The 25,704-nt window shown below is 50.7% G+C and carries 27 protein-coding genes; all 27 read right to left on the bottom strand.

The window, feature by feature from the left end; translation table 11 throughout:
• Positions 1-73 precede the first annotated feature (73 nt).
• The 27 genes from QMK51_RS27505 to QMK51_RS27635 all read right to left on the bottom strand — a co-directional run bounded on the left by QMK51_RS27505 (position 74) and on the right by QMK51_RS27635 (position 25,684).
• Positions 74-574, bottom strand: coding sequence for a hypothetical protein (locus QMK51_RS27505; RefSeq protein ID WP_320392628.1), 501 nt, complete (start codon positions 572-574; stop codon positions 74-76).
• 37 nt (positions 575-611) lie between these two features.
• Complete coding sequence (locus tag QMK51_RS27510) at positions 612-1,253, bottom strand: hypothetical protein (protein WP_320392629.1); 642 nt, start codon at positions 1,251-1,253, stop codon at positions 612-614.
• Between the two features lie 80 nt (positions 1,254-1,333).
• Entirely contained in the window at positions 1,334-3,784 is a 2,451-nt protein-coding gene (locus QMK51_RS27515; protein WP_320392630.1) for an alpha/beta fold hydrolase, read from the bottom strand.
• A 9-nt stretch (positions 3,785-3,793) separates the two neighbouring features.
• Positions 3,794-5,236, bottom strand: coding sequence for a TIGR01777 family oxidoreductase (locus tag QMK51_RS27520; protein WP_320392631.1), 1,443 nt, complete (start codon positions 5,234-5,236; stop codon positions 3,794-3,796).
• Positions 5,229-5,714, bottom strand: a complete 486-nt coding sequence (locus QMK51_RS27525; RefSeq protein WP_320392632.1) for a cell division protein — start codon at positions 5,712-5,714, stop codon at positions 5,229-5,231. The genes QMK51_RS27520 and QMK51_RS27525 overlap by 8 nt, the downstream gene beginning before the upstream one ends.
• A gap of 108 nt (positions 5,715-5,822) precedes the next feature.
• Entirely contained in the window at positions 5,823-7,097 is a 1,275-nt protein-coding gene (locus QMK51_RS27530; RefSeq protein WP_320394572.1) for a hypothetical protein, read from the bottom strand.
• Between the two features lie 205 nt (positions 7,098-7,302).
• A complete protein-coding gene (locus QMK51_RS27535; RefSeq protein ID WP_320392633.1) occupies positions 7,303-7,929 on the bottom strand; it encodes a hypothetical protein in 627 nt (208 codons plus the stop codon).
• Positions 7,896-8,357, bottom strand: coding sequence for an XAC2610-related protein (locus QMK51_RS27540; RefSeq protein WP_320392634.1), 462 nt, complete (start codon positions 8,355-8,357; stop codon positions 7,896-7,898). The genes QMK51_RS27535 and QMK51_RS27540 overlap by 34 nt, the downstream gene beginning before the upstream one ends.
• Before the next feature lie 9 nt (positions 8,358-8,366).
• Positions 8,367-8,792 (bottom strand): hypothetical protein, encoded by a 426-nt coding sequence (locus QMK51_RS27545; RefSeq protein ID WP_320392635.1) that lies wholly within the window; start codon positions 8,790-8,792, stop codon positions 8,367-8,369.
• A 130-nt stretch (positions 8,793-8,922) separates the two neighbouring features.
• Positions 8,923-9,855, bottom strand: a complete 933-nt coding sequence (locus tag QMK51_RS27550; RefSeq protein ID WP_320392636.1) for a hypothetical protein — start codon at positions 9,853-9,855, stop codon at positions 8,923-8,925.
• Between the two features lie 27 nt (positions 9,856-9,882).
• Entirely contained in the window at positions 9,883-10,497 is a 615-nt protein-coding gene (locus QMK51_RS27555) for a hypothetical protein (RefSeq protein WP_320392637.1), read from the bottom strand.
• Positions 10,498-10,631: 134 nt separating this feature from the next.
• Positions 10,632-11,543, bottom strand: a complete 912-nt coding sequence (locus tag QMK51_RS27560) for a hypothetical protein (protein ID WP_320392638.1) — start codon at positions 11,541-11,543, stop codon at positions 10,632-10,634.
• Between the two features lie 79 nt (positions 11,544-11,622).
• The gene (locus QMK51_RS27565; RefSeq protein ID WP_320392639.1) at positions 11,623-12,222 is read right to left on the bottom strand and encodes a hypothetical protein; all 600 of its coding nucleotides are present in this window, start codon (positions 12,220-12,222) and stop codon (positions 11,623-11,625) included.
• A 72-nt stretch (positions 12,223-12,294) separates the two neighbouring features.
• Positions 12,295-13,188, bottom strand: coding sequence for a hypothetical protein (locus tag QMK51_RS27570; protein WP_320392640.1), 894 nt, complete (start codon positions 13,186-13,188; stop codon positions 12,295-12,297).
• 65 nt (positions 13,189-13,253) lie between these two features.
• Positions 13,254-13,475, bottom strand: coding sequence for a hypothetical protein (locus QMK51_RS27575; RefSeq protein ID WP_320392641.1), 222 nt, complete (start codon positions 13,473-13,475; stop codon positions 13,254-13,256).
• On the bottom strand, positions 13,468-13,932 hold the full coding sequence (locus QMK51_RS27580) for a hypothetical protein (protein WP_320392642.1): 465 nt from the start codon (positions 13,930-13,932) through the stop codon (positions 13,468-13,470). Before QMK51_RS27580 ends, QMK51_RS27575 begins: the two co-directional genes overlap by 8 nt.
• Complete coding sequence (locus QMK51_RS27585) at positions 13,857-14,258, bottom strand: hypothetical protein (RefSeq protein ID WP_320392643.1); 402 nt, start codon at positions 14,256-14,258, stop codon at positions 13,857-13,859. Before QMK51_RS27585 ends, QMK51_RS27580 begins: the two co-directional genes overlap by 76 nt.
• A complete protein-coding gene (locus QMK51_RS27590; protein WP_320392644.1) occupies positions 14,255-14,665 on the bottom strand; it encodes a hypothetical protein in 411 nt (136 codons plus the stop codon). The genes QMK51_RS27585 and QMK51_RS27590 overlap by 4 nt, the downstream gene beginning before the upstream one ends.
• 339 nt (positions 14,666-15,004) lie before the next feature.
• A complete protein-coding gene (locus QMK51_RS27595) occupies positions 15,005-16,495 on the bottom strand; it encodes a T6SS immunity protein Tli4 family protein (RefSeq protein ID WP_320392645.1) in 1,491 nt (496 codons plus the stop codon).
• 40 nt (positions 16,496-16,535) lie between these two features.
• Complete coding sequence (locus tag QMK51_RS27600; RefSeq protein ID WP_320392646.1) at positions 16,536-17,465, bottom strand: hypothetical protein; 930 nt, start codon at positions 17,463-17,465, stop codon at positions 16,536-16,538.
• Between the two features lie 383 nt (positions 17,466-17,848).
• Positions 17,849-18,034, bottom strand: coding sequence for a hypothetical protein (locus QMK51_RS27605; protein WP_320392647.1), 186 nt, complete (start codon positions 18,032-18,034; stop codon positions 17,849-17,851).
• 94 nt (positions 18,035-18,128) lie between these two features.
• Entirely contained in the window at positions 18,129-18,632 is a 504-nt protein-coding gene (locus QMK51_RS27610; protein ID WP_320392648.1) for a hypothetical protein, read from the bottom strand.
• A 90-nt stretch (positions 18,633-18,722) separates the two neighbouring features.
• Positions 18,723-19,676, bottom strand: a complete 954-nt coding sequence (locus QMK51_RS27615; RefSeq protein WP_320392649.1) for a hypothetical protein — start codon at positions 19,674-19,676, stop codon at positions 18,723-18,725.
• Positions 19,673-20,023 carry a glycoside hydrolase family 19 protein gene (locus QMK51_RS27620; protein ID WP_320392650.1) on the bottom strand — a complete coding sequence of 117 codons (351 nt, stop codon included), beginning with the start codon at positions 20,021-20,023 and terminating at the stop codon, positions 19,673-19,675. The genes QMK51_RS27615 and QMK51_RS27620 overlap by 4 nt, the downstream gene beginning before the upstream one ends.
• Before the next feature lie 588 nt (positions 20,024-20,611).
• Positions 20,612-21,142, bottom strand: coding sequence for a hypothetical protein (locus QMK51_RS27625; protein WP_320392651.1), 531 nt, complete (start codon positions 21,140-21,142; stop codon positions 20,612-20,614).
• Positions 21,139-23,595 (bottom strand): M23 family metallopeptidase, encoded by a 2,457-nt coding sequence (locus QMK51_RS27630; protein ID WP_320392652.1) that lies wholly within the window; start codon positions 23,593-23,595, stop codon positions 21,139-21,141. The genes QMK51_RS27625 and QMK51_RS27630 overlap by 4 nt, the downstream gene beginning before the upstream one ends.
• A gap of 40 nt (positions 23,596-23,635) precedes the next feature.
• On the bottom strand, positions 23,636-25,684 hold the full coding sequence (locus QMK51_RS27635) for a type VI secretion system tip protein VgrG (RefSeq protein WP_320392653.1): 2,049 nt from the start codon (positions 25,682-25,684) through the stop codon (positions 23,636-23,638).
• Positions 25,685-25,704: the final 20 nt, after the last annotated feature.

Raw genomic sequence — 25,704 nt, forward strand, 5'->3', positions numbered from 1 at the left:
GCCGTCAACCGGCCTTGTTGTCCCGCCAGACACTTTGCGTAGCCGTCGGCGATACCGGCTCATCTCATCAGCCTTAATCAAGCGGCGGCGATTCTGCGTCAACCATCGTCAGCAGTCGAAACTCGTTGTCCACAAACTCGTAGTAACGGTCCCGGTTACGGCTTTCCAGCGCATTCCCCTGGGCGTCTTCTTCGCCATCGAGCGTCAGGCCAGAAACGATGATCAAGCGGCTATCGGGCTGGTAGACCATATAGAAAGTGTTGCCGTCGTAAGCATTTGGCAGCCCGCCGGCAACCTCTCCGGTGCGCGCGTCCAGCACTTCGCCGCAAATGGCGCCGCCGCCACAGCCGAGCCGGTGCAGGATGTAATGGCCGGCGAAGTTGACTTTGCCCTGGAGGGCTTTGGCTCGGGCGCTGTCCATCGCTGGACTGCTGTTTTCCTGCGGCACAAGTTCATGATGAGTGCCGGTGAAAACAGGTGTAACGCTGTATTCCTTGAAGCCTGGTTCGGCGGCGAACGCCAGGGATGTGGAAGCTGCCAAGAGGCTGGCAAATAGAATGGCAAATCCTTTCACGCTGTTACTCCATCGGTGTGATGCATCGCCGGCATGCTCATTGGAAAGCAATGCTGCGCACGGCGGTCTTGATTTGTTCGAACCCTTCGGTGCTTATCGCCAGTGGGGTGGCTGAACCTGATTCGGCTGAGCCGATCAGCACCTGCTCGCCTTGAGTCAGGCAGAAGGCGATACGGCTGAACCGAGGTTGTTGCTTGTGGTGGTAGCCGATGATGAACCCTGACGACTTCCCCTCCAGTGACACAAACGTATAAGTTTGCGGGTCTCCCGCCAACGGCGTTGGCAGCCAACCGTGATCGGTCAGGGTCGCCGGGCATTTGCGGTCGTTGCTCTCGCGCAGCAATTGCAGTTCGATCGCTTCATCCGATGGCGGCTTCTGAGTCGTCAGAGTGGAAAAGCTGCCGACGTTTTCACACATGACCCCGAACCACGTCTGGCTCAGGTTTGCCGACTTCGCGAAATTCCATTCATAGCCGCTCGACGTCTGCGCTTGCGACAAGTGAGGTGCGCGGGATGTTTCGGGCAGCTGTTTTGCCGCGACAAACACCAGATCGGGCGAGTTGAACTGCAGCCATTGATCTTGCGAAAGCGTCACCGAAAAACGGCAAGACGTCATGTCGACCGAGGCTTCGACTGGCCCTTGAGCAACCGGCGATTGACCTGTCGCATTGCCGACCATCACGGTATCTGCGGCAACGGCGTGGCCCGTATGAGCAAGCGCGAACAAACCAGGCAGCAACCCGTGGAGGTATCGAGGTTTCACTTCATATCCTTCGAATTCATCAGTTCCAACTCACCATCGCGATACAACACCTCACACCCCATCCACGCCAGATCAACCTGCGGCATCACCGCCGACGGTTTGCGCAGCTCCCGCAACAACGTCGAGCCATGCGACAAGCGCCCACCCATCCGCGCTATCACCGCCCGCGCCGCTTGGTAGTGCGCATGTCGCCCCGGATCGAGGGTGTCTTCCAGCAAGATGTCAGCGCCAAGAATGCCCCGCACCTGCCCCGGATAAATCATGAACCCGGTCGCCTGTTCGGCGCCTTCGCGACCGTCCTGCCAGAAACTGCCGTCGCGGGTACGGATGTCCGGGTGTGGCGCGAACCAGTGTTCGCGGTCGGCCAGCGGCATGGCGTGGTGCAGGCGGAAGAAGATTCGCATCAGGTTGTCGCGATACCACTCGCGCGCTTGCAGGTAATAACCGCGCAGGCCCGGCAGGCCGGTCGAGTGCGCGAGGCGGATCAAGCCCGACCACTGCGGAAATGGCTGCAACGGCAGTTTGCTCGACGTGGGTCGAGGGGTCGCCGGATCGGTTTCCCATGGCAACCGATGAGGGCTGTTTTCGAGGTTGTCGTAAGCGGTCGGCGGACGCCCGAGCCAATCGCCGCCACTGCTGGCCAGCGCCGTGGCGATGCACAGGTTGCCTTGCACCACGAACACGTAAAACCGGGTGAACCAGTCCGCCAGTTGCTGGCCATCGGCACCTTGCGCGACGAGTTCGGTCAGCTCCTGATCGAAGCGCTGCAAGCCGTGTTCAAGGCTCAGCAAGTGCCCGCGTCCAATGCGCTGCATGCGCAAGAACAACGGCACCGAACGCAGTAGCCGCAACGGTTGCCATGGCAGATGCGGGGTCGCGCCGCCGACTTCATCGGCGTAGTTGCTGGCGCTGATGCCCCAGTCGGCGAGTCGGGCGAGGAACAGATCGTTGTTGATGTAGGAGGCGCCACCAAACACCGCAGTAAACGGCTCGTTGTCCTGCAACACCCGCACATCCCAACGCGCCATGATCGCCGGAATACTCGCTGCCGCGCGGCGCTGGGCGTACTCCACCAGCACGCTCGGTTGCGGCGGCAGGATCTCGGCAATGTTGGCGGCGGTCAGGTGGCGGCGCCAGCCGTAATCGCTGATCGGCCGGTATTGCAGCAACCACAGTTGCGTACCGTCCCAGGCCCATTCGACGTCGCCGGGCACGTAGTGGAATACGCGCAGCACGTCTTGCAGAAAGCGCCACAGCAGCTCTTCGGTCAAACCGTGGGACGGCGTGAACGTGCCGCTGCGCCAGGCATCGCCAACCCGCGACAGCGTTGCCCGCGAGGGGCTGACGTGACCATCGGCCAACGACTCCAGATGGCCTTCAACCCATTCGAGTTCTACCGACAGGTGTCGGACAAACGCGATGCCCGAGATCTGTGGCGTGATGAAGCGCTGCACCACCACTTCCTCGACACCCTCGGCCGTCAATTCAGCGATGCGTGTCGGCACGTTGGCGCTCGGTTCACGCAGGAAGGTCGTGCTCAGACCGGCATTCGCCGAATCGGCCTGATCTTCGCCATAACTGGAGGAGCGCACCGCCCAGGTCGCGTCGGGTTGGGCGGCGAGAAAGGCTGGCAGATGCGGGTCATTGCAATCGTTGAGGGTCAGCGCCACCGGCACCGGTTGCCGGGCCAACTCAGCCAAGCGCAAACGCCCGCCCTTGGTGTGCGCCACAAAACCACGCTCGCCGGATTCCAGCCACTGTGCGAACTGCGCCGGCGCGTCGATCCACGGGTAATGGCCCCAACCGGGTTTCAGGCTGATGGTCAGGTCGGCGCGGGCCAGAATCGCCGACCATGCGGCGGCTTGTTCAATGCCGAGCACGTTGTCCTGATCGCCCCAAATCAGCTCGACCGGATCGGTGATCCACTCCAACAGCGGCAACGCGGTATCAGCACGAATCAGATCCCAGTGCGGCACAAACGCGCGGCAGCGGGCATAGCCGTCGCCCATGCGTTGGTACTGCACGGGCGTCCAGATCTGGTTGGAGAACTTGCGCGCGAACAGTGTCGGTTTGTTCGCCAGCAGCCAGTGAATGGTCTTGCGGATCGGCAGCGGCGACATCAGCGCCGGCAGCCGACGTTGCCAGAGAAATGCCCCCACCGGCGCCAACAAAACACTACGCGAAAAATGCCCAGGACGACGTTGCAGCGCGTGCAGCACCAATAGCGCATTGACCCCGACCGCCATGATCGCGCTGCCCTTTTGCGTCATCGCCAACAAGGTCTGCGCGTAGGCGGCAAGATCCTCGCAAGGTGGCTGCGGGTTGCTGCCAAAACCCGGCAGCTCCAGCGGCACCACGGTGTAGCGCTGAAAATGCGGCAACGCGTCATCCCACCAATCGGCGGCGCTGCCGTTGCCGGCCAGCAGGTACATCAAGGGCTTGCTCATGGACAATCCTCAGGCCAGATCGCGCAGAGCCGCGTCGAGGGTCGGATAACGAAACGTGTAACCCGCCTCGCTCAAACGCTGGGGCACCACGCGCTGACCGTCGAAGAACAACTGCGCCATCTCCCCCGCCAGCGCGCGCACTGGCGCCGCAGGAACGTGGAACCACACCGGACGCTTGAGGACTTTGCCGACGTTCTCGGCAAACGCAGCCTGACTGACCGCCTCCGGCGCCACCAGGTTGTAAGTGCCGTGCAGACTTTCATCGTGGAAGGACCGAGCGATCACCTGAATCACATCATCGCGATGCACCCAACTCATGATCTGCTGACCATCGCCCATGCGCCCGCCGAACCCCAGACGAAACGGAATCAGCAACGGCAACAACGCGCCGCCCGGGCCGAACACCACGCCGAGGCGCAGCACTACCTGACGCACACCGAACTGCGTGGCCGGTTGCGCAGCCGCCTCCCAACGCGCGCAGAGTTCGGCCATGAAACCGTCGCCCTTGCTGGCCTGTTCATCGAGGCTTTCGCTGGCATCGCGCACACCGTAAAAACCAATGGCCGATGCCTGCACCCACAGCGCCGGTTTGTGCCGCGCATTCTTCAACCAGGTCATCAAGCTGTCGGTGGTGTTGACCCGGCTGGCGATCAATTGCGCCTGACGCTTGGGACTCCAGCGCGGCCCGGCGACTGGCGCCCCGGCCAGATTGATCACCACGTCGAAGGCTTCGTCGTAACCGAGTTTGCTCAGCGAACGCACGCAGCGCGCCCGGCCGTCGAACAGGTAAGCCGCCTTCAGCGGATCCCGCGCCAGCACGCTGACCGTGTGGCCGGCATCGAGCAATTGGTTGACCAGCGTTTCACCGATAAACCCGGTGCCGCCGGTCACCAGTACGCGCTTATAGGCCCCGCCCGCGAACGGGTTCGACGGTTTGCCTTCGCGTTGCATGCGCAGCGCCGCCAAGCCGTCGCGAATACCCGAGGCAGTGACCCCGATAGCGAACAGCGTCAGCAACCAGCCACGCCAGCCAAAATCAATCGCGCTCAACCCCGTCGGCAAGCTCGCCCACTGCGCCAGTTGCACGCCGTACAACGCAAAAAAAGCCCCGCCGTTCACCGCCAGCACGGTGTGCATGATCCGCTCGATAGCCGGCAGCTTGCGGCTCCGATCCTCGACCACGAAATCCCATAGCGTCAGGCAAATCTCCAGGGCAAACAGCAGCGCAATAACAATCGCCCACGTGCCCTGAAACGCCAGATGCGCCATGCCCAGAAACAGAATCCCGTAGAAACACGAACGTAACGCGTGGATAGACAGCTCAAGCCGCGCACTGTGTCGATAAGGCAGCGCGACGGTCAGTTCGTGGTGATACAGGGTATCCAGCGCCCCCAGAATGGCCTGGGCGATCAGCAATGTAACGGCCCAATCCAGGAGAGAAAAATCAGGCATGGCTGGCGTCACTCGATGTGTGTGTTGAGGTGGTGGTGCGGCGGTCGTGGCGATAAAGCCAGAACAGCGGCGGCAGCAAAGTGAGCAGCGCGAAACTGTCGAACCACAGGTGCGACCAGACCTGCGCCTGGAAGGAAACCAACATGTCCTGCGGCGCCCAGAGCACGATGCCGGCGATCAACCAACCCCACGCCATGGGGGTTTTGAGTCGATGGCCGAGGTGCACGAGGGCGAGCATGTAGAGGGAATAGCTTTGCAACGTGGCACCGAACAAGGCGAGCCACCACACTTGTTGCTCGCGGGCGGCGCTCGGCACCACGTCCGTCCAGAAGGCGTATTCGATGGTTTGCAGGTAGCCGTCGAGCAATCCCGAATGGCCGGCCCAGGTCAGCAGGATGCTGACGAGCAGATGCACCAGTGCGGCGGCATATAGCCAAACGACCAGAGCTTTGCGAAGGGTGTTTGAAGGGACTGGCATTCCGTGTCCTGGGGGCTTCCTTGAGGGGCGCAGTCTAAAGGAAAACGGGGCATTGAGTGATTAATCACGGTACCCGTTTCACCTCTGAAATTTCGAACGGACAATCGGCTAGCAACCATCGGCATCCCTGCATTGAACCCAGCCCCGAATCTCCTTTCCTTTGGGGGTTTTAAACATGACTTTCAGCCACCCAGCCTCAACGCCTTCCTGCAACACCGAGTCGTCCTTGATCAAATACATTTTCGTCATTTCCGCCAAAACGGGCGAACTGTGAATCGAGGTCTTTTTGTTAATCGTGAGCGTCACCCTGTCCCCCGCTGCCCAGCGTTTATAGGCGGAGGAGTTGAGTTTGGCGGCGATGTCATCAGCGGTTTTATAGGGGAACGTGTAGATCAACTCCTCCGACTCGGGATCGCGGGCAATATCGCCGCCGTTCCCAAAATAGCTCGACAGCCGCTCATCTCTGACGTAACCCGTCGCCGTAGGGGAATACGCGTGAACGGTGTAGTAGTCGCCCAAATAATTAACGCCCGTATAGGCTCTGATTCCGACCGCATGAATGATGAAAAGCATCGGTGCGGCATCGGGTTTGGCCTGAGCAAGGAAAGCCGCTTGCACTCGCCCGGTGGCCGCCAAAAATGGCAGCCCGCCGATGTTCTTTTTTGTACCGTCGGCGCAATTTGCGAAATCGACATCGATGGCGACGTCGTCGGGGTCTTGGGATTCAGGCAGTTTGGCGTAGTTGAAAACGATAGAGCCCGAGTTTGTGCTGAGCGCTGGGAATGCTTCACTTTTTGGGAGTTCGCAGGTGATCCTGGAAAGGATTTTTCTCAGGTTTGATCTCTCACTTTCATAAAAAGTGTTGCACTGAGAAACAACGACAAAGCCCTGTGCTGTTTCTGCTTGAAGTGTGTTGCAGATTAATCCGAACCCTTCAACACCGCCCGGCCCAGGATAAATGACGTTTTTCATGTCCAGCAGCTTCCAGCCTTGCTGCTGCATCGACGCTTTGGCTGTCGCCGTAGCGTCCGAAAACTCCATGATTGATTCAGCATCAGGCAGTTCGATCAGCGTGTTGTAGCGCTGTGCATTGTCGATTCCGACGACCGTCAAAATGTCCTGCAGGTTTTTCCCGGAGACAATGACGGTGGGGAGACTGTCGAAGTTGTTGGCGTAGTCGGGTTGGTTACGCGACACAAGCTTGAGTATGTTCACGCCCCCTTCCTGAATACAGCTTGCGACCTTCAGTTCTGTTTGAGGCACATCGAACGGGCAAGGTTGATCTTCAGCGAATGCATCCGCGCCCCCCAGGAACAGACTCAGCACAACAGCGCCCCTCAGAGCCGCCCCGAAGCCGCATCCTTTTTTAAAAATACAATCCATGTCGATCACTCAAAAAACCTTCGGTTTAACCGGCTCAGGCGCCGTGTTTAAAAACGCTCAATCATCTGCCTACATTTACTTCGACACCCTCGGACATTTCCTTCAAAACGCCGGGCTGTTCATGAACTATCCGGCGATTGCGTTCACCGATAACCTCTGTACAAATCATCCTTGCTGTTTTTTTCACCCCCCCCTTAAGAGGGGGTTATGGCGTATTCAGGTGTTTTTTCACGTAAGCCTTTATTGAGGCGGCATTCTTATAAGCAAACGTCTGTGGCACACCGTCACTAAAGCCGTCAATCCCGCTTAAGTACCTATTAGCCTGAATCAATTGATTGGGGATCAACTTACCATTGCTATGTCGCGCATAGGCATAAACTTGATACAGGGTACCGTAGGTACCAATGCCTCTACTATTAATTTCCCAAGAAACCAAAACAAAGACATTCTTTACATCCTGAACCGGATAAAAAAATATCGACTCGACCTTAGGTGGCGAACCAGCAACATCATATTTATCAACTAACTGTCTAGCCGATACTCCATCGCTGTTTTTCACGTCGAGGACTAAAGACACGGGATACTCTGTATCTCCCGTTTCCAAAACCGACAATTCCGCATTTTCGACGACAGTTGTTTTATAGGGACCATTTATTACCACCCCCCGCAGATAGAGGCTATCATCCTGAGCCACGGCGACCCTACAGAGCATAAACACCAATAATAAAAAACAAAATTTACGTATCATAACAACCTGCTTAAACAAACAATGAGAGCAAACACTTGGTCTTGCTTTATTCAGGTTCTGCGCTTCGGAAACCGGGTTACGCACTGCTTCGGCACGTTCATTTCCCAGTAAGTACTGATCAGCGCTCTTCGTTTACTCTCAATACGGAGATTAACGAAACCATCGCCGCAATCGGGTTGTAGCTTCTGGAAGGTTCCTGTTGTGGGTTGATAAACAAAAACCCTGTGAAAATCGTAAGTGCCCATACCATCGTCGATCTGCCAGACAGCGAAGTCCTTCGCACCGTCGAAATTGAAATCGTCGATCTTCACATGTAGTTCGTTTTCTGATTGAAAATCGATTGTTCGGGATTCGCTACGAGCATCGCGTTTAACAGCGACCGTTAGCGTGGGACCGTCCAGCACGAGCGTCGCTTCGACGTTATCGGTTGGGCTGAACGTCGTTACTTCAGCAAACACCGGGATCGTCCACAGTGACCCGAGCAGCGATAAGGCTAATTTGTTGAAGCGCATGTGATCATCCTATTCCCACTTACACCCATTTTCCAAAGAAGAGTCGATGCTGGTGTTAAGCATGAAGCTGTACGCCTTGCCGTTGGACTTCTTCATGTACGACATCGTAACAACCTGCGCCCCTTGAGTCACCCACTCATAGGTTCCCGTGACTTTCCCATCCGCGACTTCAGCCCATGTCGTGGTGTGCTGCCAAGGCGCCTGTGGGTCGAGTATTTCGTCCTGGGAACTCGTCAATACAATGGAAATGGGGACGTTTGACTTGGCGTACTTAACGAAACCACCCGACCATTTACTGACTGAGTCGTAGAAGGTTCGAAACTCAAACTTTACCGGACTGGACTGTGAGAGTTCAAAGCACAATGTCTCGGTGGTGACTTCGCTGTAAGCGGAGAACGGAAATAAAGCCAACAAGGAAAAAAGTGTTTTTTTCATAATTATAGAGACACCATCATTTTTTTAGAAAAATGCAGAAAATTGGACAAATTTATTTACCAATCTCGCCGAGGCTAACAGCCGTCAGGCCTGACAAATAACTTCGCCACCTTCCCCCGTTTTTCATTTATCAGCCGCAACCAACTCGGGACTTTGCCAACTCAGGAATACGCCCCTTCTTCCCCCTTTTCGTCATCTTATCGATATATTCTTTATAAAGCGGGCACGCAGCAGATCTCATACCTATATCCCAATACGCATCTGCTAAATTCAGCGTCGCAACTAATCTATCTGGATATTTCTTATGAATTTCTTTCAAAAGCAGGGCAGCCAAAACATTATTCTGGCTACGAGACAAATAGTACGCATAATCATTTAGCGCGCCGACGTTATCATCCGAGAGAATCAAAGTCATTTCATACACAAACTCTTGAGGAATATTCCTCCTGACTTTATTTCCTACCTCATCAACGGCATAAAACAACTTACCCGTCTCACCTTGAGGGAGATTTTCAAGAATATATGTAAAATCTCTCCTGATCTCTGCCAGTTTTTCATCGACATTCAATAGTTTAAAATCTGGACCACCACCGGAAAACTGAGAATACAGTGTGCAACATGCTACACGCTGGACCTCAAACTGCTGTGGAAACAAAGCCTCAATTGGAACCTTCTCACCGCCTAGAGAATACTGTTCGCCCCTACTTGGCTCAACCCAAGACGACGTCTTATAGAGCACCCAATCCAGCCGTGCGGAATCCCATCGAAAACTATATTCTGTAAGATTGGTATTTCGCGTATAAAAATCAAGTAGCAACGAGAAATCACTTGGAAGATAGCCGGCAGACAACCCACCGTTTCCTAACTCAAAATCTCCCGAAACCGATTTGTCGCCCCCCCCAACATTGATAGTAACCCGCGAAACCGTGTTATCTTCCTCGAGGGTACTTACATCATATGGATCACATATTCCATCTCCGTTCAGATCAGTCTCGCAACTAGAGCTTGCGCTTGCCACACCGGCTATAAACAAAAAAATAAAACAAACAACCATCCCTATCATAAACTTCCTCCAAGTGCGACATGAACCCTATAGATTCTCGCTCATATCCGCGCATTCACTTGCATCGGCAAGAACTTTACGCTCACCATCGTCAAAAATACATACAGGGTGTTTAAAGCTGCCTCGCACCCGCTGACAAGCGCTGCTATTTTTTTCCTTGTAAACACATTGCTCACCGGAAACAATCAACTCCTTGCTTGGCGTCAAGGTCAAAACCTTACCGCCGCTTATCCGATAAATACTCTCGTATATTGAGCCACCAGACTGTTGAACGTTTTTGTAACTTCCTCCCTCCAACTCAGTGGCACTAGCAGGAATAGATCCAATATAGCCAGCTTCACCGCCCTTAGCTGAAACAGCAAAAATCATTACTTGAGCATTAAGCCCCATATCATCGCTGGCTGGATAAGAAAATATAACTGAATCGCCAAGTGCGTCTAAAGCCTCTCTGTACACATACTCAGACTTACACCTACGATCTGGGTTTTCCAGGGAAAAAATCCCCCCTTCGAAAGAGAGAACCACCCCAACTGCTGAGTCGGGATCCTCGCCAGCATCTTTACACAAAAGCTTATGTTCTATTGGATCAGACCAAACTGCATCGCTGTAGATAAAGAATGATAGTATGAGCAGTCGAATCATTTTGGTATACCTCAAAAATACTTTTGACCAAAAAGGGGACGATTCTATTTACTAATGCCAACAGAGGGCAACCAACCGATAAGTCTCATAAATAAATCCGCCCCTTTTTGCTCTTTTTTCGCGCAGCCTTTCACTTATAATTTACTTCGTTCGTTCACACGCTCAGGAATCTTTTTCTGCTTACCTGATGACACCATCAGATCGGCATACTTCTTATAGTTGGCAGATGCCATCTGCCTATCCCCTTTCGACCAGTACGCATCGGCTATATTCAGATAGGCAACTGTACGATCAGGACTATTCGATATCACCTTCTCAAGCAACCAAATTGCGTCCTCATTAAAGTCAGCCTGTTGCCAATAGTATGCGATATCATTGTACGATTGCTGATTGATCACTGAATACGCATACTCAGCAATGTACTTCTCCACGAACACCCGTTTAGGAAAATCCTGGAAGCGCACTTTGTCCTTGTAAAGCCTCGCAGTAGCATTTTTAAACTCAATTAGAGTTTCAGCCTTTATAGAGTTGGTGACTTTTGCAACCAGTTCCTTCTTGCTTTTGCATTCCGACGTTGAACAAAACGCTGATAAAACCGATGCATCAACCTCGTAACAATAAGGATGCAGGGTACTACTCGCGCTTGGAATTTTTTGCAAACTAACTAGCTTATCTGAATCCGTATGCAGAGTCGTGCAATAAGGAACCAAACCAAAAACATCTGGCACCCCATCCTTATTTTTTTTCAAGTCGATAGTGCTTACTATCTTACCGGTTTCAATTTTTCTCACAGACGCCTTATTGGCGCCAGAAACAAGCCAGAACGTATTCTCCTGTGAAGTGCAATTGCACTCACAACTTAAAATATATTCCCCAGTACGTATATCCCACTTAGTTTTTGCCGTCTCGCCTAACCTACAATAGTTCTCGGCAACTAAAACTGTGCACACGTCACTATCAGAATCACAAACCAAATCCTGGGCACCCGCTAAAGAGGAAGCCGCAAAAACCAGCAACCCAAAAAAATAAAAAATACTGAACCCCACACTCATCTCCTTCTACTATTAAACCGTAATTTGAATGACTTCTAGTTTTAGTACAAAAAAGGGCAAAAAGGGGACAGATTTATTCCCGCAAAGGCTTTATTTTCTCAAATGCCGTCTTTATATCGTCAATGGTAGGGTCCATTTTATTAGCGGATTTAGGAACGCACGCAGACAACGTTGCTGTCGAGTCCCCTACACCGACGAGACCGTAAAAACAATTAAATTGTAAGCCAGAGGTTAAGATCGAAAATTTTTCCTGTGCCTTGTTAATATTTGCTTCTGAATCCCAAAGAGCATACGGAGACATGGTAACTCGCAGCTCCGCTGTACCAAACGCAACTAAACGTTGAAAATTCACCGTTCCTTTCTCAGAAACCTGCTCAATAGCTCCATCTACCGAGTAACTATAAATATAGTCACCCTTTTTGTTAAAGCGTTCAGATCCCTTGAGAGCATCTCGAAACGAAATTGGCCTGATAATAAAAATATTTTCCTCAACAAGAACTGACGGACTTAACTCTACGATAGAGGTAAGCTCCCCATAACAAGTGTTATTTTCAGTCTTCACCATCAGTTCAAACCCAGGTATTTCTGGTATAAATGCGCCGCACACTTCTAACGAACCTGCATGAGCAACCCCAGTGAATAGGAGGATGAGGACGAATTTACTTAGTGACATCGAACACCTTCTCTTCTTCAGGCTGAGATTGATGCTGATAGACGTATGGTGCCTTGTAGCTGTCATTGAGATTTATGTCGGCCTCTTTTTTTGCACGCTGCTCAGTTCCTCATAAAACTGCAAGTAGTCGAGCCACGCCTGTGGGGCGTTACGCGGCTGAAGAAAAGCCTGTTTTGCAGGCGCATCGAGCGACTCCCAGAACGGCTGAAAGTAGGTGTCCCACCACCATTGCAGGCTGCCCTGCATGTTGCCCAGCCCTTCCGGGTTGAAATCGGGGAACACCACCCACGGCGCGGGCGGCGTGATTTGCAGGTCGCGAACCGCTTGCACCAGCGCTGCGCTGCTGGTGACCAGAATCACCACCCGCCCATCGAACTCTTCCTGTTCACGAAATGACAAAACAGCGCCCTGGGCGTTCTTCAGCGTGACAAAACGCTCAATGCGCGCCACTTCGGTGACGAACCCCTGGCTTTCAATGAGGCGATGCAATCGGGCCAGGCTGTCGGAGCACGGCATGAAGGCCATCTGATAAGCACCGAGACCGACCGAATCCAGGCTCCGTACCCACGGATAGCCTTCGTCGAGTGTGGGCAGGCACAGAGGAAAATGCTCAGCAATGTCCTTCAGCTCTTGCGCCAGCCCCGAGGTTTTTCCAGCGGCGACCTTGCGCGTGTACCAGAGGTCCAGCCCAGCGCAAGCGAGTATCGCGACCAACGTGAACGTCCCTTGGGCAAGACCGTAGAACAGTGCCCGCAGCGGGTGATCCGGCAGCAACCACAACGGAATCAGCGACACCCAAACAGCCCACAGCGCCAGCTTCACCTTGAAAAACGGGATCAGGGCCAGCACCAGGTTGATCGCGATAAACAGCTCAAAGAGGAATTTGCTGGTCAGGCGGATATTCACGCCTCGAGAGGTCAAACCGCCATTGAGCGCGCCGTACAAATGGGCCACGAAATCATTCAAAAACACATATCCCACACAGAAAAGACTGTGGATCAACACGCAGCAAAAAATGCGGGCCCGCATGTTCATGCGGGGCTCACCGAGGAGTAACACGTGCCCGCGAACTCCATCACGACCAGTGAAGCCAGGATCATGAACGACAGAGCGCGGTGCAGCCTTGAATGACGCAGTCGCCGGCTGAGTGCCGTGACGATCAGAAACAAACTCAAGATCGCGAGGCTGCCGAACAGATCACTGTCAGCCACAAACATCAGGTACATACGCATCTCATCCGATACATCAGTCATGGGCAAAAAACTCCATCTTTAAGGGTCCAGCTGCGTCGACTGCCGTCGCGCTCGCGCTCGCGCTTGATAGACGAGTGCGTTGAGCCCCTTTCACTGTGAGCGAATAACGGCAGCTGACTTGTTGGTCGACGTCTTCGCCAAAGGATTTGTAACTGGCCACACTGACCTGCTCACCGGGTGCAACAAGACGCGGCGCTATCGGCGGTAACCAGTTGGTGTAGTGGTGCGGTTCAACCTCCAGCGGTACCCCACAGGTGTTAACCAGGTATATATCGTTGAAGTAGACCATCTGAGTCGTACAAACCGCCAGCGCGCAATACGCCATGCCGCGAACGGGATACTGTGGCAGCATGTTGAGCATCCCGGTCACTGAACCCAGCATCAATTTTCCAGAACCCTGTAAGGCGTATTGCTGATAAAAAAATTCAACCAGTGCTTTTTCGGGCTGGAAAGCCACAACGTAAATACCTTGCTCGACTTATCAAAGTCTATAAATACAACACCCACTGTTTTTTCATCTTCATCGGCGCGCATATCCAACTCCAACTCGGAAAAAAGAGGTGTACGGTAAACCTGACTGGGGTTGTTTAAATCGGTGAATCGCAGATAGACAAAGTCTCGCGGGGTCAACAGCGAGCTTGCAGGAACAGACTCGATAAGATATTGCCCAGACGGACTTTTCTTCGAATAGTCTGGCGCACGCTCTAAAACCTCAACCACAATGATTGCAATAGCGATCAACAAGACAGCCAAGCTTATGGAGTACTTATGCCTGATCTTCATTTAGCAGATATCTCAATAGGTTCAGCCGTTATGGACGCTCTCTGTGCACAACGCGATTCAATGACTTGCGTCGCCAGAATCGCCAGCAACGTGATGCTGCCCTGGACGATGGCGTAGAACAGGACCCGCAGCGAGTTATCCACCAGCATGGTGAGCAGAATGAAACCGACCATCGCCGCCAGAATGCACAGCTTTGCCCATAGCTTCGGGATCAGCACGATCATCAGGTTCACCGAGAAAAAAATATAAAGGAACGTGTCTTGAGCCATGCCGATCGCTATCCCACGGATGGTGAGCCCGCCGTTGAACGCCTTGAAGGCGACGACCGCGTCATGCACGAACACGTAGGCGAGGCATCCAGCGGCGTGGAAAACCAGGCACATGGCAAAGCGGACGTAGATGTTCATGCTGGATTCATATTCCCGTACCAGGTGCTGGGAAAGTTCCAGTGTCCCCCCGCGACATGCCATTCAATGTCGCCCGACACTTCGAATTGCGTACGTCCGAGGCACTCGGTACGCCATAGGGGCGTTTTTTGAATGTTTGCAGGATGCGTATCTGCCCAGACATCTACGGCTATTGTCAGTATGAGTGGTAGGATGAGAAGGCGCATCTAGTGTGTCCATGTTTAGATTTACGTGCGCCAATGCTGCAAATTTTAGTGGCGTAGGGTTGGTGAGGCGGCAGATTTATCCAAGTCTCCCTTACGGAAAAATCTGCTCTATTTGCGCCCCCGGTTTCTGCTTTTACTTGCCAGTCAGGCTGTCCATGCCCGGTTGCAGGCGGAAGCTTTTCAGGATGTTGAGGAAGTCTTCCTTGCTCTGCTCAAAGGACCTGACTTGTGTTGAAGCGTAATTCTCGGCTTTCAACACCATGCTCGGCTCCCAGCCTTTATTGGCCGTGCCTGCAGTCATGACGAAGCGCTCTGTGGAGGCGGTTTCGTCGCCTTGGGGATCAGTAGGTTTGTAATACTTGCCGCCCATGATTCCTGTGCGCGAACCGATCTGCACCTTCGAAGGACCGAAAGTTTGAATGACGCCGGCGCTTGGGAACGGGTTGCCCATAATCGGCGTGGTCAATATCGGTAGCAAATCAAACGCTTTGCCGATGTCATCGCTCAAACTCAGGCTGTACAGCAAGTTCGGGTTGTCGGTGGGATGCCAAGCCATGGTAATCGAGTAGTGGGCTTTGCCATCATCGGCGATGAAGCCGAAGGGCAGGCAGAAACCGGGCTCTTTGGGTATTTCAAATTCTGCACGCGTGCGGAACCGCGCAAGCAGGTCACGGGCGGTGGGAAGCAGTTTTTCGAACGAACTTCTGTGTTCGGAATAGTCGCTTTGTTGGCCGAATGCGAAGCGATAGATTCGGTCGTCACGCCACAAGAGCACGATGAGTTTGTCGGGATAGCGAGCGCCGTAGGCGTCTGGCATGCCGAAGTCGAAGGCGGACTGTTCGGCGTAGAGTTCATCTGTGGGGTAGGTGTCGAATTCTTTTTTGTAGGCTTCCAGTTCAATTTCAAAATGTTCGTAGGGGCGATTTTCTCTTTTGAATTGACTTATAAAGTCTGGAAGCACAACGAGTTCGGCGCTTATTTCTCTGACTCTAGCTAATTTTTCGCGGAGTTCGAATCGTTGTTTTTGCAGTGATTTATATTTTACGGGGTCCGAGCGCGACAAGTCCCCTGTCATTATTTCTGATATTTTCTCGATTTTGCTTTTTACTACTCGCTCTTTTGCCACTGTTATGTCCGGGCGATGGCTGCCGACCAAGTCATTAAAGGTTTCTATTTTGGTTTTAGGTGATACTTCTATAGTAACTAGCCCGTACGCATCATTTGTTGGGTCACTGCCGTAACTGAGCTGTTTGTCAGCCAAACTTATGTCCGGTGAGTAGGTGGTGAGATCGGTGCCATCAGTATAAGTCCATTGATCATTAAGCAAGTGCCACGTTATTTCTGATTTTATGTCGAATACAGAACGTCCCAAACACTCTGTTCTTGATTGTTGTGTGGCGGTGTTGGTTTCTGCTTGTGCAACTTGAGCTAAGAGAAAGCAACAAATGATCAGAGTGTGGATTGATTTAATAGGGTGCATTAGGAGTTTTCCGTGACTCGATCGTTGGTTAAAAGCTGCGATAGCTTTGTAATCATCGTCCTGCTTGTTGGGTTGAAAAAAACGGGGACAGACCAGGTTTTTCAGATCATTATTGAAACGTGGTCTGTCCCCATTTTCACCCAAATCTGTCTCCTTTTATTCGGCAGCATGCTAATTTCGATCTTTAGCGCGATATGCAATAATCCTTATTTTTTACCGATGCAGGTATACGTGAAGATTTACCAAGCGCATTCATCTTTTTGACATAATTTTTGTAAAGCGGACAAGCATCGCCCTTCATACCTAAACCCCAATAAGCATCTGCCAGATTCAGTGTAGCAACCACTCTTTCAGGGTACTTTTGGTGAATTTTCTTCAAAAGCATTGCTGCCAAAGCGGTCTCTTTATTACGGTATAGATAATAAGCATAATCATTGATCGCTCCAACATTGTCATCTTCAACGATTAATGTCATTTCATATACCAAATCTTTCGGAATACTTATTCTCTCCCCACCTGTACCGGGCCGAAAAAACAGCGCCCCTTTCTCCCCTTCGGGCAACTTCTTCATTACATACTTGAAGTCTTTCTTAATTTCTGCAACCTTATTATCTTCACTCATATTTTTGACAACCGGCCCATTGCCAACAAACTGAGAAAACTTTACGCAACACTCAATGCGACGAACATCAAATACACGAGGAAATCTATCCTCGCTTGGCACACTCTCGCCGCCAATAGAATATTTTTCATCCCGATCCGGCTCCTCCCAACCCGACACTTTGTATAGCACAAAATCATTAAGATTCAGATCCCATCTGAAATCGTATTTCGTCATTAGGGTATTGCGAGGGTAATAGTCAATCAGCAGTGAAAAATCACCTGGCATATACCCACTAGAAAGCCCACCATCGCCGAGCTCAAAACTACCTTTTATTTTTTTATCACTACCACCAATGCCGATCGTAATATTTGAAAAAGTCTCGTCTTCATTGGAAGAAAACACAGAATATTGATCACATATCCCATCGACATTCAAATCGACTTCACACTGGGTGGCTGCCTGCACGGCGCCAAACACGGAAAAAAGAATAAAAACAAACAAAACCTTCATCAAAGCGACCCTCCAAGAGCAACTATTCGAGCTTCAGCGTGCTGTTTCGCGACAGAAGCGGTGCGGCTTGATGCGTAGTATTTCCGCGTAGTATTGCCACTCACAGACGAGTCTGAATTATATAGCTCAATAAAACGCTTATACCCTATTATCGCTTGATTTCGGTCTGCAGCTTTCCCACTAGTACCTCCTCCTGGATCGCTCCATAGCCCCCAAGCAAATGAAAACTTCGCATTTTTATATGCTTTGCTGTCAGCCAACTCATAGATGCCAAACCTATTAAGCTTGGCGCACCCTTGTATTTCTAATGTTTTAAGAAAAAAACGGGGACAGACCACGTTTTTCAGATCATTATTGAAACGTGGTCTGTTCCCATTTCACTTTTATTGTGACTTAACCCTAGCAATAAGTTTTTTATAGGCCAAATTCAGCTTTAGGTCAGCTGACTCTTTGGCATATTTAACACATTCATCAACTTGCGCACTTACGGTTATATTTTGACAGTCCAGCTCTTCAGCTAAAGCGAAACGAGAAAAAAACAAACAAACGAGCAGAATTTTAATATTCATAACAGTTTCCTATGAAGGAAAAGGGGACCGATTTATTTATTGGCGACCGCATCATCATAAATAAATCCGTCAACTTTTCACTTTCAACCTCCACTTATCTTGACTCACCTTCATACAGCTTCGTTTCTGAATTGAAGCGCCAAAGATGGGGAGTAGTCAGCGGCATTCCATCTCTGTGCATAATTTGATCTTGTTTATCTCTATTATAAGAATGGATCTGAATATCTTTATATGGAGTATTCTCTGGATGGCTATCTAGAACTTTTACATCTGCAAAGTAATCACCTCCCACATTCCTCAGAAAGCCTTGGCACTGGACAAAAAATCCGTAAGTAAAATCACCACTGGAACCCGCGCTAGAATATGAAAGAAAAATAAAGTCCTTCACTCCATCACCATTGAAGTCTTCGTTATAGACGATTTTCCCTTCCTCAATTGAAAATTTCTCATCCTCAACCCGTGAAAGCAAATCGATTGTGCGTGAGTCTTCGGTCCACTGCGATAAAAAATGCTTAGGCCCTTCCGTGGGATAACAGACATCTACAGGGGCAGCGCGAGCAGCAGTAGCAAACAAAGCAAGAACAAAAAAGTACTTCATATATAAATTCGCTCTTTTCGAATTTGCTGCGAGACAGGCCAAACCTCCACATAACTGTTAAAGCTTGCCCCACCCCCTTTCATCTGCAATTCAATAAACTGTTAAAGGAAACATGAAGAAGCTATATTTTTTATTATCACCAGATTTTGATATCCACTCGCCTTTATAGCCATCACCATCTGCCTTACCAACAAACTGAGCCCGCGGGCTTTTTCCACCAGCTGCGTACTCAGTCAATTTCATGCTTCCTGCTTCGACACATCCATCAAAAACAATTTTCTCGGAGGAGCTCTTATATTTATAACTCCCTTCACTAGCACATGAAGTATTTTTTATGTCGCCGAGAAACCAGGTACTTTTGGAAACTCTTCCGACATACGTGATGGCCGTGCCATCAGACTTCAGCTTGCAGTTCGAATAACAAGCCATCTGAAAAAAATCGGGCTTATCCGTGTCGAAAAACAAATACGTAGCTGAATCGGCTGTTTCCCCTGCGCTATAAACAGGGATATTTACAGCGATATCTACACCCATGGACGAATCAGGCGTTTCTTTTCTTAGCTTCAGACTATTTCTGGCAGCTTTTCCACAAAATGCGCTTACTGCCGACTCACTAAATGCTTGATCCTTTGCATTGATTAGACTTCCTTCGCCGGCTCGGCATTCATATCCATACCAAGCAGCTACCGATGCCGCTGAAATGACCTGAGAAAAACTGTAGATCCTATCGACCACAACTTGCTGCTTACTGTAGGAGAATACTACCCAGCTACGGGACTTAGAGGATGAAAAGTCCAAATGTTCCAGAACATATTTATCACCATATATATAAAGCCAGTTGGCGCTCATCATCCCCGTATCCTCAGAGATTCTTGATAGCTTTTCACCTGTAACAGCATCAACTAAAAAACCGTCTTCATTGAGTACAACTTTGCAAGCTTGTGATTTTTCTTTACCGGCGCACGAATCATGACTGGGAAAAAATGGCTTCGCGTAACTTAAGGCGGGAACCAGAATGGCTAAAATCAAAACTAAAATCTTCAATTTTTAATTCTCTCTAAAAGATTTTCAAATTTTTTGGCATAAAATGCAATTACGTTTTTCTTGTCAGTCCCATTAATGATTCGACGAGCCGTAACATAATTTTTATTTCCAGGAGATAAATGCGCAGCAAGTGTCTCTCCTGCTTTGAATACCCCGCCCTTCATTCCGCCAATCATAATTCTAGTTGCATATTCTAACTCTAAAGCCAAATCTGGATTATTTGTAAAATCTATCCCCAAGGCTGCAGAAAACTTTTCATAGTTAGCTTTCCAGGTTATCTGACTAAGCCCACGACCCCGATACTTGTAGCCATCACCAATTTCAGTATTATGATAGTCCCTCGCCATAGCGGCCCTACGCCCTGGGAAAACGGGGACAGACCACGTTTTTCAGATCATTATTGAATCGTGGTCTGTCCCCGTTTCAGCCATTTCATTTCTTCAATCTCTTATTTGGAGAGGCTATTTCCTAGGACTGAAGCGAATAATCTATAACATCTCCAAGCACCCAACACTGCCCATGCACAAACCGGTACTCGAGTACATAGTCGGTATCAGGCTTTTGCAGAAGCGGCGTGGCGTTTAGCACAAGAAAGGGACGGATTCATTTATCGATAGATAACAGATAAACCGACCCATAAATAAATCTGTCCCCTTTTGCTTTCGTTTTTGGCGGGCTGTTGAATACGTTGCTGTTGATGCCTGACGATTTGACGTCTACGATTCACGCGGGCTGTCCTTGTTCAAGTGGTGTGTGTTCGCAACTATCACCGTAGACCAAGGACGGTCTTTTTTCATTTTTTTGTAGTCATCTCAGCTGGTTAGCTGTTAAGTAAGTGCCATTCGGGACAGATCTATTTAAGATCCACGCCAAGTTCAAAGCCGTCGAGCCGAACAAATAAATCCGTCCCCCTTTGCTTTCCTTTGCTTTTAATATTACTCACCAGGCCCATAGCCACACTGCCCGTCGCTTAAATCCGGCGGATATTTCTTATCACTGTTCTGATACCAATCAGACAAAGAACGACTGAGGCAATATGTGGTCTTTTGCTCATCAAAATACAAAGCGATCATTTCATCCGCCATTGCGCCGCGATTAGGAAGGTATAACTCAATCTTATACAAAACATCAGGCATGGAGGTATTTCTTGACTCATTTATCTCTGCCGCACCTTTGAACTCACAGGGAACTCCATCGAATAGCGAAAACAAAGTGTCATTAGAATATTTATATACCGAGCAAATTTTCTCGTCGCTTTTTGGAGAGATGAAAACCAAATACTCACTCCCCCATTTCAAGGCACCCCCGCTTTCAACCCTTATTTTCTCGACGACCGAGCTATTTTTTTCCGATATAGCGCCCAGCACCACACTCGGAAGTTCAGTAACTATTGCAAGTTTTTCACCGGCATTGGCATAACCACTACCTGCAAAACTCAACAACAAAAAAAGCAATATATTTTTCACGATGGCTTACTCATTGAATAGTTCATTATTACGGTCTGTCGCGGAGTTGTAAAAGTTTCCGAGACTGTAGCTTCAAGCGAATCGCTCAAGTAACGATATATGTATTTCGCATAAGCCTGCCTTTCGTGATAACCATTGCCACCGCCGTTAACCGAAACAGAAACAGCACCTACAATTTCAGGAGTGATTCCTTTATCACAGGTGCGATTGATATTTATAAGACCGCCAGCGATTTTAACGACTCTTGACACCCAATAGAATCCACCGCTATCGCACGCATTGTAAGGCACACTCTCTACGAGATAAGGATCGTAACGTGGCGACCAGCGCTTCGGAATACCAGTGACAACAGCTTGCCCATTCTGCGTATGAACAGGATCTTCCCAATAATGGGTAGACGTAGCTGTAATCCTATCATCGTGATAATGATTATTTCCTGGTGCGGGAAGAGATCGTAACGTCCTAAACTCCCCGTACGACTCATAGTTCCCAGCCCATGTTAGCTGCATGATACCGCGACCAAAAAAGACAGTGTAATACTGAGCCTTCGGAATATGAGGATTTGGATGCCCAGAGCCGTACTCATGAACTACTTGCCAGCGATCTGTCTCCAACATCGTCTGAGCAAGAAAGTGGGATTGCCTTAGAGTACTTGTGATGTTGTACCTCATAGCCGTTCTATTTAGCTCTAAGTAATAGTTGCTCAAGCGGGTCTTAGCCCGAGCGTGTGAAATTTGATATGGGCTGTTTTCGCCTCCTATGTGTACAGCCCATGTACTACCCGTATGATCATAAAAATGGTATTTTGGGACCGTGTATGCAATCTCATCTAAACTAAGCCATGAGCACTTTCGAAAAAATGAAATAAAAGCTTTGGGTGGAAAATGCCAATGCTTGTTTTCAATGCTCGGAATACCTGCTTCCTCCCAAAAACCTAACGCTTGCTGATGGGCTTTTAGCTTTTGATATTTGTCCTGTGGCATTGGGCCATCGTCACATACTTTCAGCAACCAGCCGTAGCGAACATCGAAATCGTTCTTGCTCCATTCACTTGGAAATTTACAGATTAGATTATTTATCTTTTCTTGAACGTCAGGTTTTTGCAACTTAATTTTATTTATATCTCGCTCGGCGACATATCTTTCCGACAACTTTAGTTGCTCTTCTGTAGAAAGTGCTGCATACGCAGGAGATGAAGCTATGCTTACCGCGTCGGTTGAGTCAGATACTACCTTGGCTGCATCTAGATTCAATAGGCCTCGAATGAAGGGTGACTGGCAATGACTATCAGAGTCAGTATCATCGTCAATAAGTCGCCATCCCATCCAATGAGGAAAGTCCGCATCACTAAACTTGGTAACTGTCAGATGATTGAAATCCACCCAGCCTACTTTACTTGTCTCTCCAGCCTTTCCGGGGAATTTTATTGCCCTCCAGTGAGCCGCTTCGGAAGGTTGAAGTTGATCATTGCCTAAAACTCTACCGAACCGCAAAAGCTCGTACCCAGCACTAGGAGACTGTGGGTATAACGTCTTGGATTTCTTATAAAGATTATATTCATAATCAATCTCTTCCTCTTGCACTCCTATCTCCACGCCGGAGCGTGTAAAAGAAGTCAATCGGCACTGTCCTTTTGCATAACTCATACGGACAAAAAAGCCATCTTGAAGCTCTAAAGCCACGGCCCAATCATAACCATCAACCAAAGGAGTTGAAGATGGAGAAGATGAGGGCGAGCCACCCTCTTGAATCGGCGCAGGACCGGCGGACATTGCCGGGCATTGATAAATTATGGAAGAACCATTCTGCGAACTAACACGATCATTCGGAGCACTTTGATAAATTCTAACTTCCGGCGGTATGAAAAAATACATATCCCCCCAACAACTATCGACTCTTCCGCTCGCAGTCTGATAGTTTAAATCTCGTATATCTCTACCAGTAAGATTCGCGATCTGACTTTGATCAGCGATCACTTCAAAATGAATCCTTCCTTTTTCACCATAAATACTTCCTGCGTCTCCAATAGAGTCTTTACGATAGATCACTTTACCCTTTTGCGGACTAGCCAAGTTAATTTTCGAGAGATGCATATAAATTGAATAAAAAACAACTTTCGCTTTCGCACCTTCACCTATCTCCGTCTCATGTTTAATAACAACACAACCGTCATCAGTCCATTTATCACGATATAGCAGCGGGTGATTCGGATCATTGCTCTCAGGCGTTGGATTACGAAAGTACGCTAACGTCCCATCAGAAATAGCGCGAACGGGCAAAGCACTTTGGCCGTCCTGCGGAGCAATCAGGTGAATACCTCCATGCCAGTTAAGATCAAAGCTCAACGGATAACCGCCATCGCCAGGAATACCGCCAACCATGGCGCGCGCCAAAAAAGCCTCGTCGGACTCCCCCGCCACCGGAGCAGGAATAAAGGGAGGGCTAATGATCATTCAAAAAATTCCTTGTTCATATTAACGCTTGTCCGTCCGCTCAAAGCGAGAAAGGATAATCAACAGTTGGCTTAACCTTCTCAGGCACCGCATTCCCCAACGCCTGATCCATCAAACTCCCCGCCTTATCCTTATCCGCAGCCCCCGGCAGCACCGGTGGCTTAATCCCAATCCCGGTCCCACTCCCCGCCGACCCACCGGCATTAATCTTCACCACCGGCCCAACCACGGTAACCCCACCCGCATCGAGTTTGATAAAACTCCCTCCGGCCTTAACCGTGAGCTCCATCCCAGCTTCGATAACAATCTTGTCCCCAGCCTTAAGATGAATCTCTTTCCCAGCGCTGGTCAGCTGCGCAGTCCCCAGCTTCACATGCTGGTTCTGCCCAATCGTCAGGTGATCATCCATCCGCACTTCACTCTTGCGATCAGCAATCGTGGTCCGATGTTCTTCAGCCTTCAGCTCGGTGTAGGTGTTCTTCACCACCGTGTCGTGACGTTCGTTACCAACCCGAATCTTCTGATCGTGCTCAATGTTTTCATCCCAATCCCGCTGGGCATGAATAAAGATCTGCTCCGCCCCTTTCTTGTCTTCAATCCGCAGTTCATTAAACCCACCGCCCCCCGGTGAGCTGAGGGTTTTGAACACGGTGCGGGTTTTGTTCGCCGGCAGTTCGTAGGGAACCTGATTTTCCTTGTGGTACAGGCACCCAGTCACCAGCGGTTGGTCGGGGTCGCCTTCAAGAAAGGTGACGAGCACTTCCATACCGATACGAGGAATGGCGATAGCGCCATACCGATCCCCAGCCCAGCTCGAAGAAACACGCATCCAGCAGCTGGTTTTGTCATCCGCCAACCCTTCGCGGTCCCAGTGGAATTGCACTTTGATGCGGCCGTACTGGTCGCAGTGAATCTCTTCGCCTTTGGGCCCGGTGACCATAGCGGTCTGGCTGCCGAGCACGCGGGGTTTCGGGTGTTCCAGGGCCGGGCGGTAGAACACGTTCCAAGGGGTGGCGAGGAAGCGGTTGCGGTAGCCCTGGTGGAAGTCGTCTTTGTTGTCGGTGGTGTCGCTGGTCACCGCCTCTTCGAGCACTTGCGGCTGTTTGCCTTCGTGGACGACTTCGGTGAGCAGCCAGAGGTCGTTCCACTCGGTGCGCGGGTGGTCGGACATTTCCAGGAAGTGGCCGCTGACGAGGGTGGTCTGGTCGCCGTGGCCTTCGGCTTGCTGGTAGTCGGCGCGGTGGCGTTCGAGGGCGCGTTGGCTGAGGAATTTGCCACGGGCGCGGTCGAGGAAGCGGCCGGGGTAGTCGTAGTCTTCCAGGTCCGGTTCGGTGCTTTCGCCGTCGGGTTTGCCGTCGGGTTTATAGCCGGCTTCAAGTTGCAGGCGCGGTTTTTCGAAGTCGTAGTCGCGGCGGGTGACGCGGCCGGTGCGGGTTTCCAGGCGCAGTTTGAAGCCTTTGATCACGGGTTCGTCGGCGACCATGCCGCTGCCTTGCACATAAGCGGTGGGCTGGCCGAGTTTCGGGAACACCGTTTGATCGTCACCGAATACCAGTAAATGACCTTTGGAGGTGTGCTGGAAGTGGTAGTGAATGCCTTCCTCCTCACACAGGCGCTGGACGAAGTGCAGGTCGGTTTCGTCGTATTGCACGCAGTAGTCGCGGTCCGGGCACGGCTGGCTCAACTGGAATTTGTAGGCGTTGCCTTTGATGCCGTGTTCTTCGAGGATCAGCGCGATGATTTTCGGCGCCGGCATCTGCTGGTAGATGCGCTGGTTGGTGCGGTGATGCAGGTATTGCAGGTGCGGCACCAGGGAGATTTTGTAGCGGGTCAGGCGCTTGCCGGCATCGCCTTGGGCGACGCGGTAGATTTGGCCGTGGATGCCAGACCCCTTCGGGTCGAATGCGAGGAACGCCTGTTTGTGCAGGAGTTTTTCCAGGTCCAGATCCGGGTTTTCGCTGACCAGTTCCAGGTCGAAGCGATACGGCTGGCTGATGCCTTCGGTGCCGGTGAACGACAGCACTTGCAGGTCGCCGGCATAGTCTTCGACTGTGAGGCTGAAGTGCGTTTCGTTAGCTGAGTTGAACATTGCTTGCTCCCTGTTCGGTA

It is taken from the genome of Pseudomonas sp. P9_31 (assembly GCF_034008235.1).
GTDB lineage: Bacteria > Pseudomonadota > Gammaproteobacteria > Pseudomonadales > Pseudomonadaceae > Aquipseudomonas.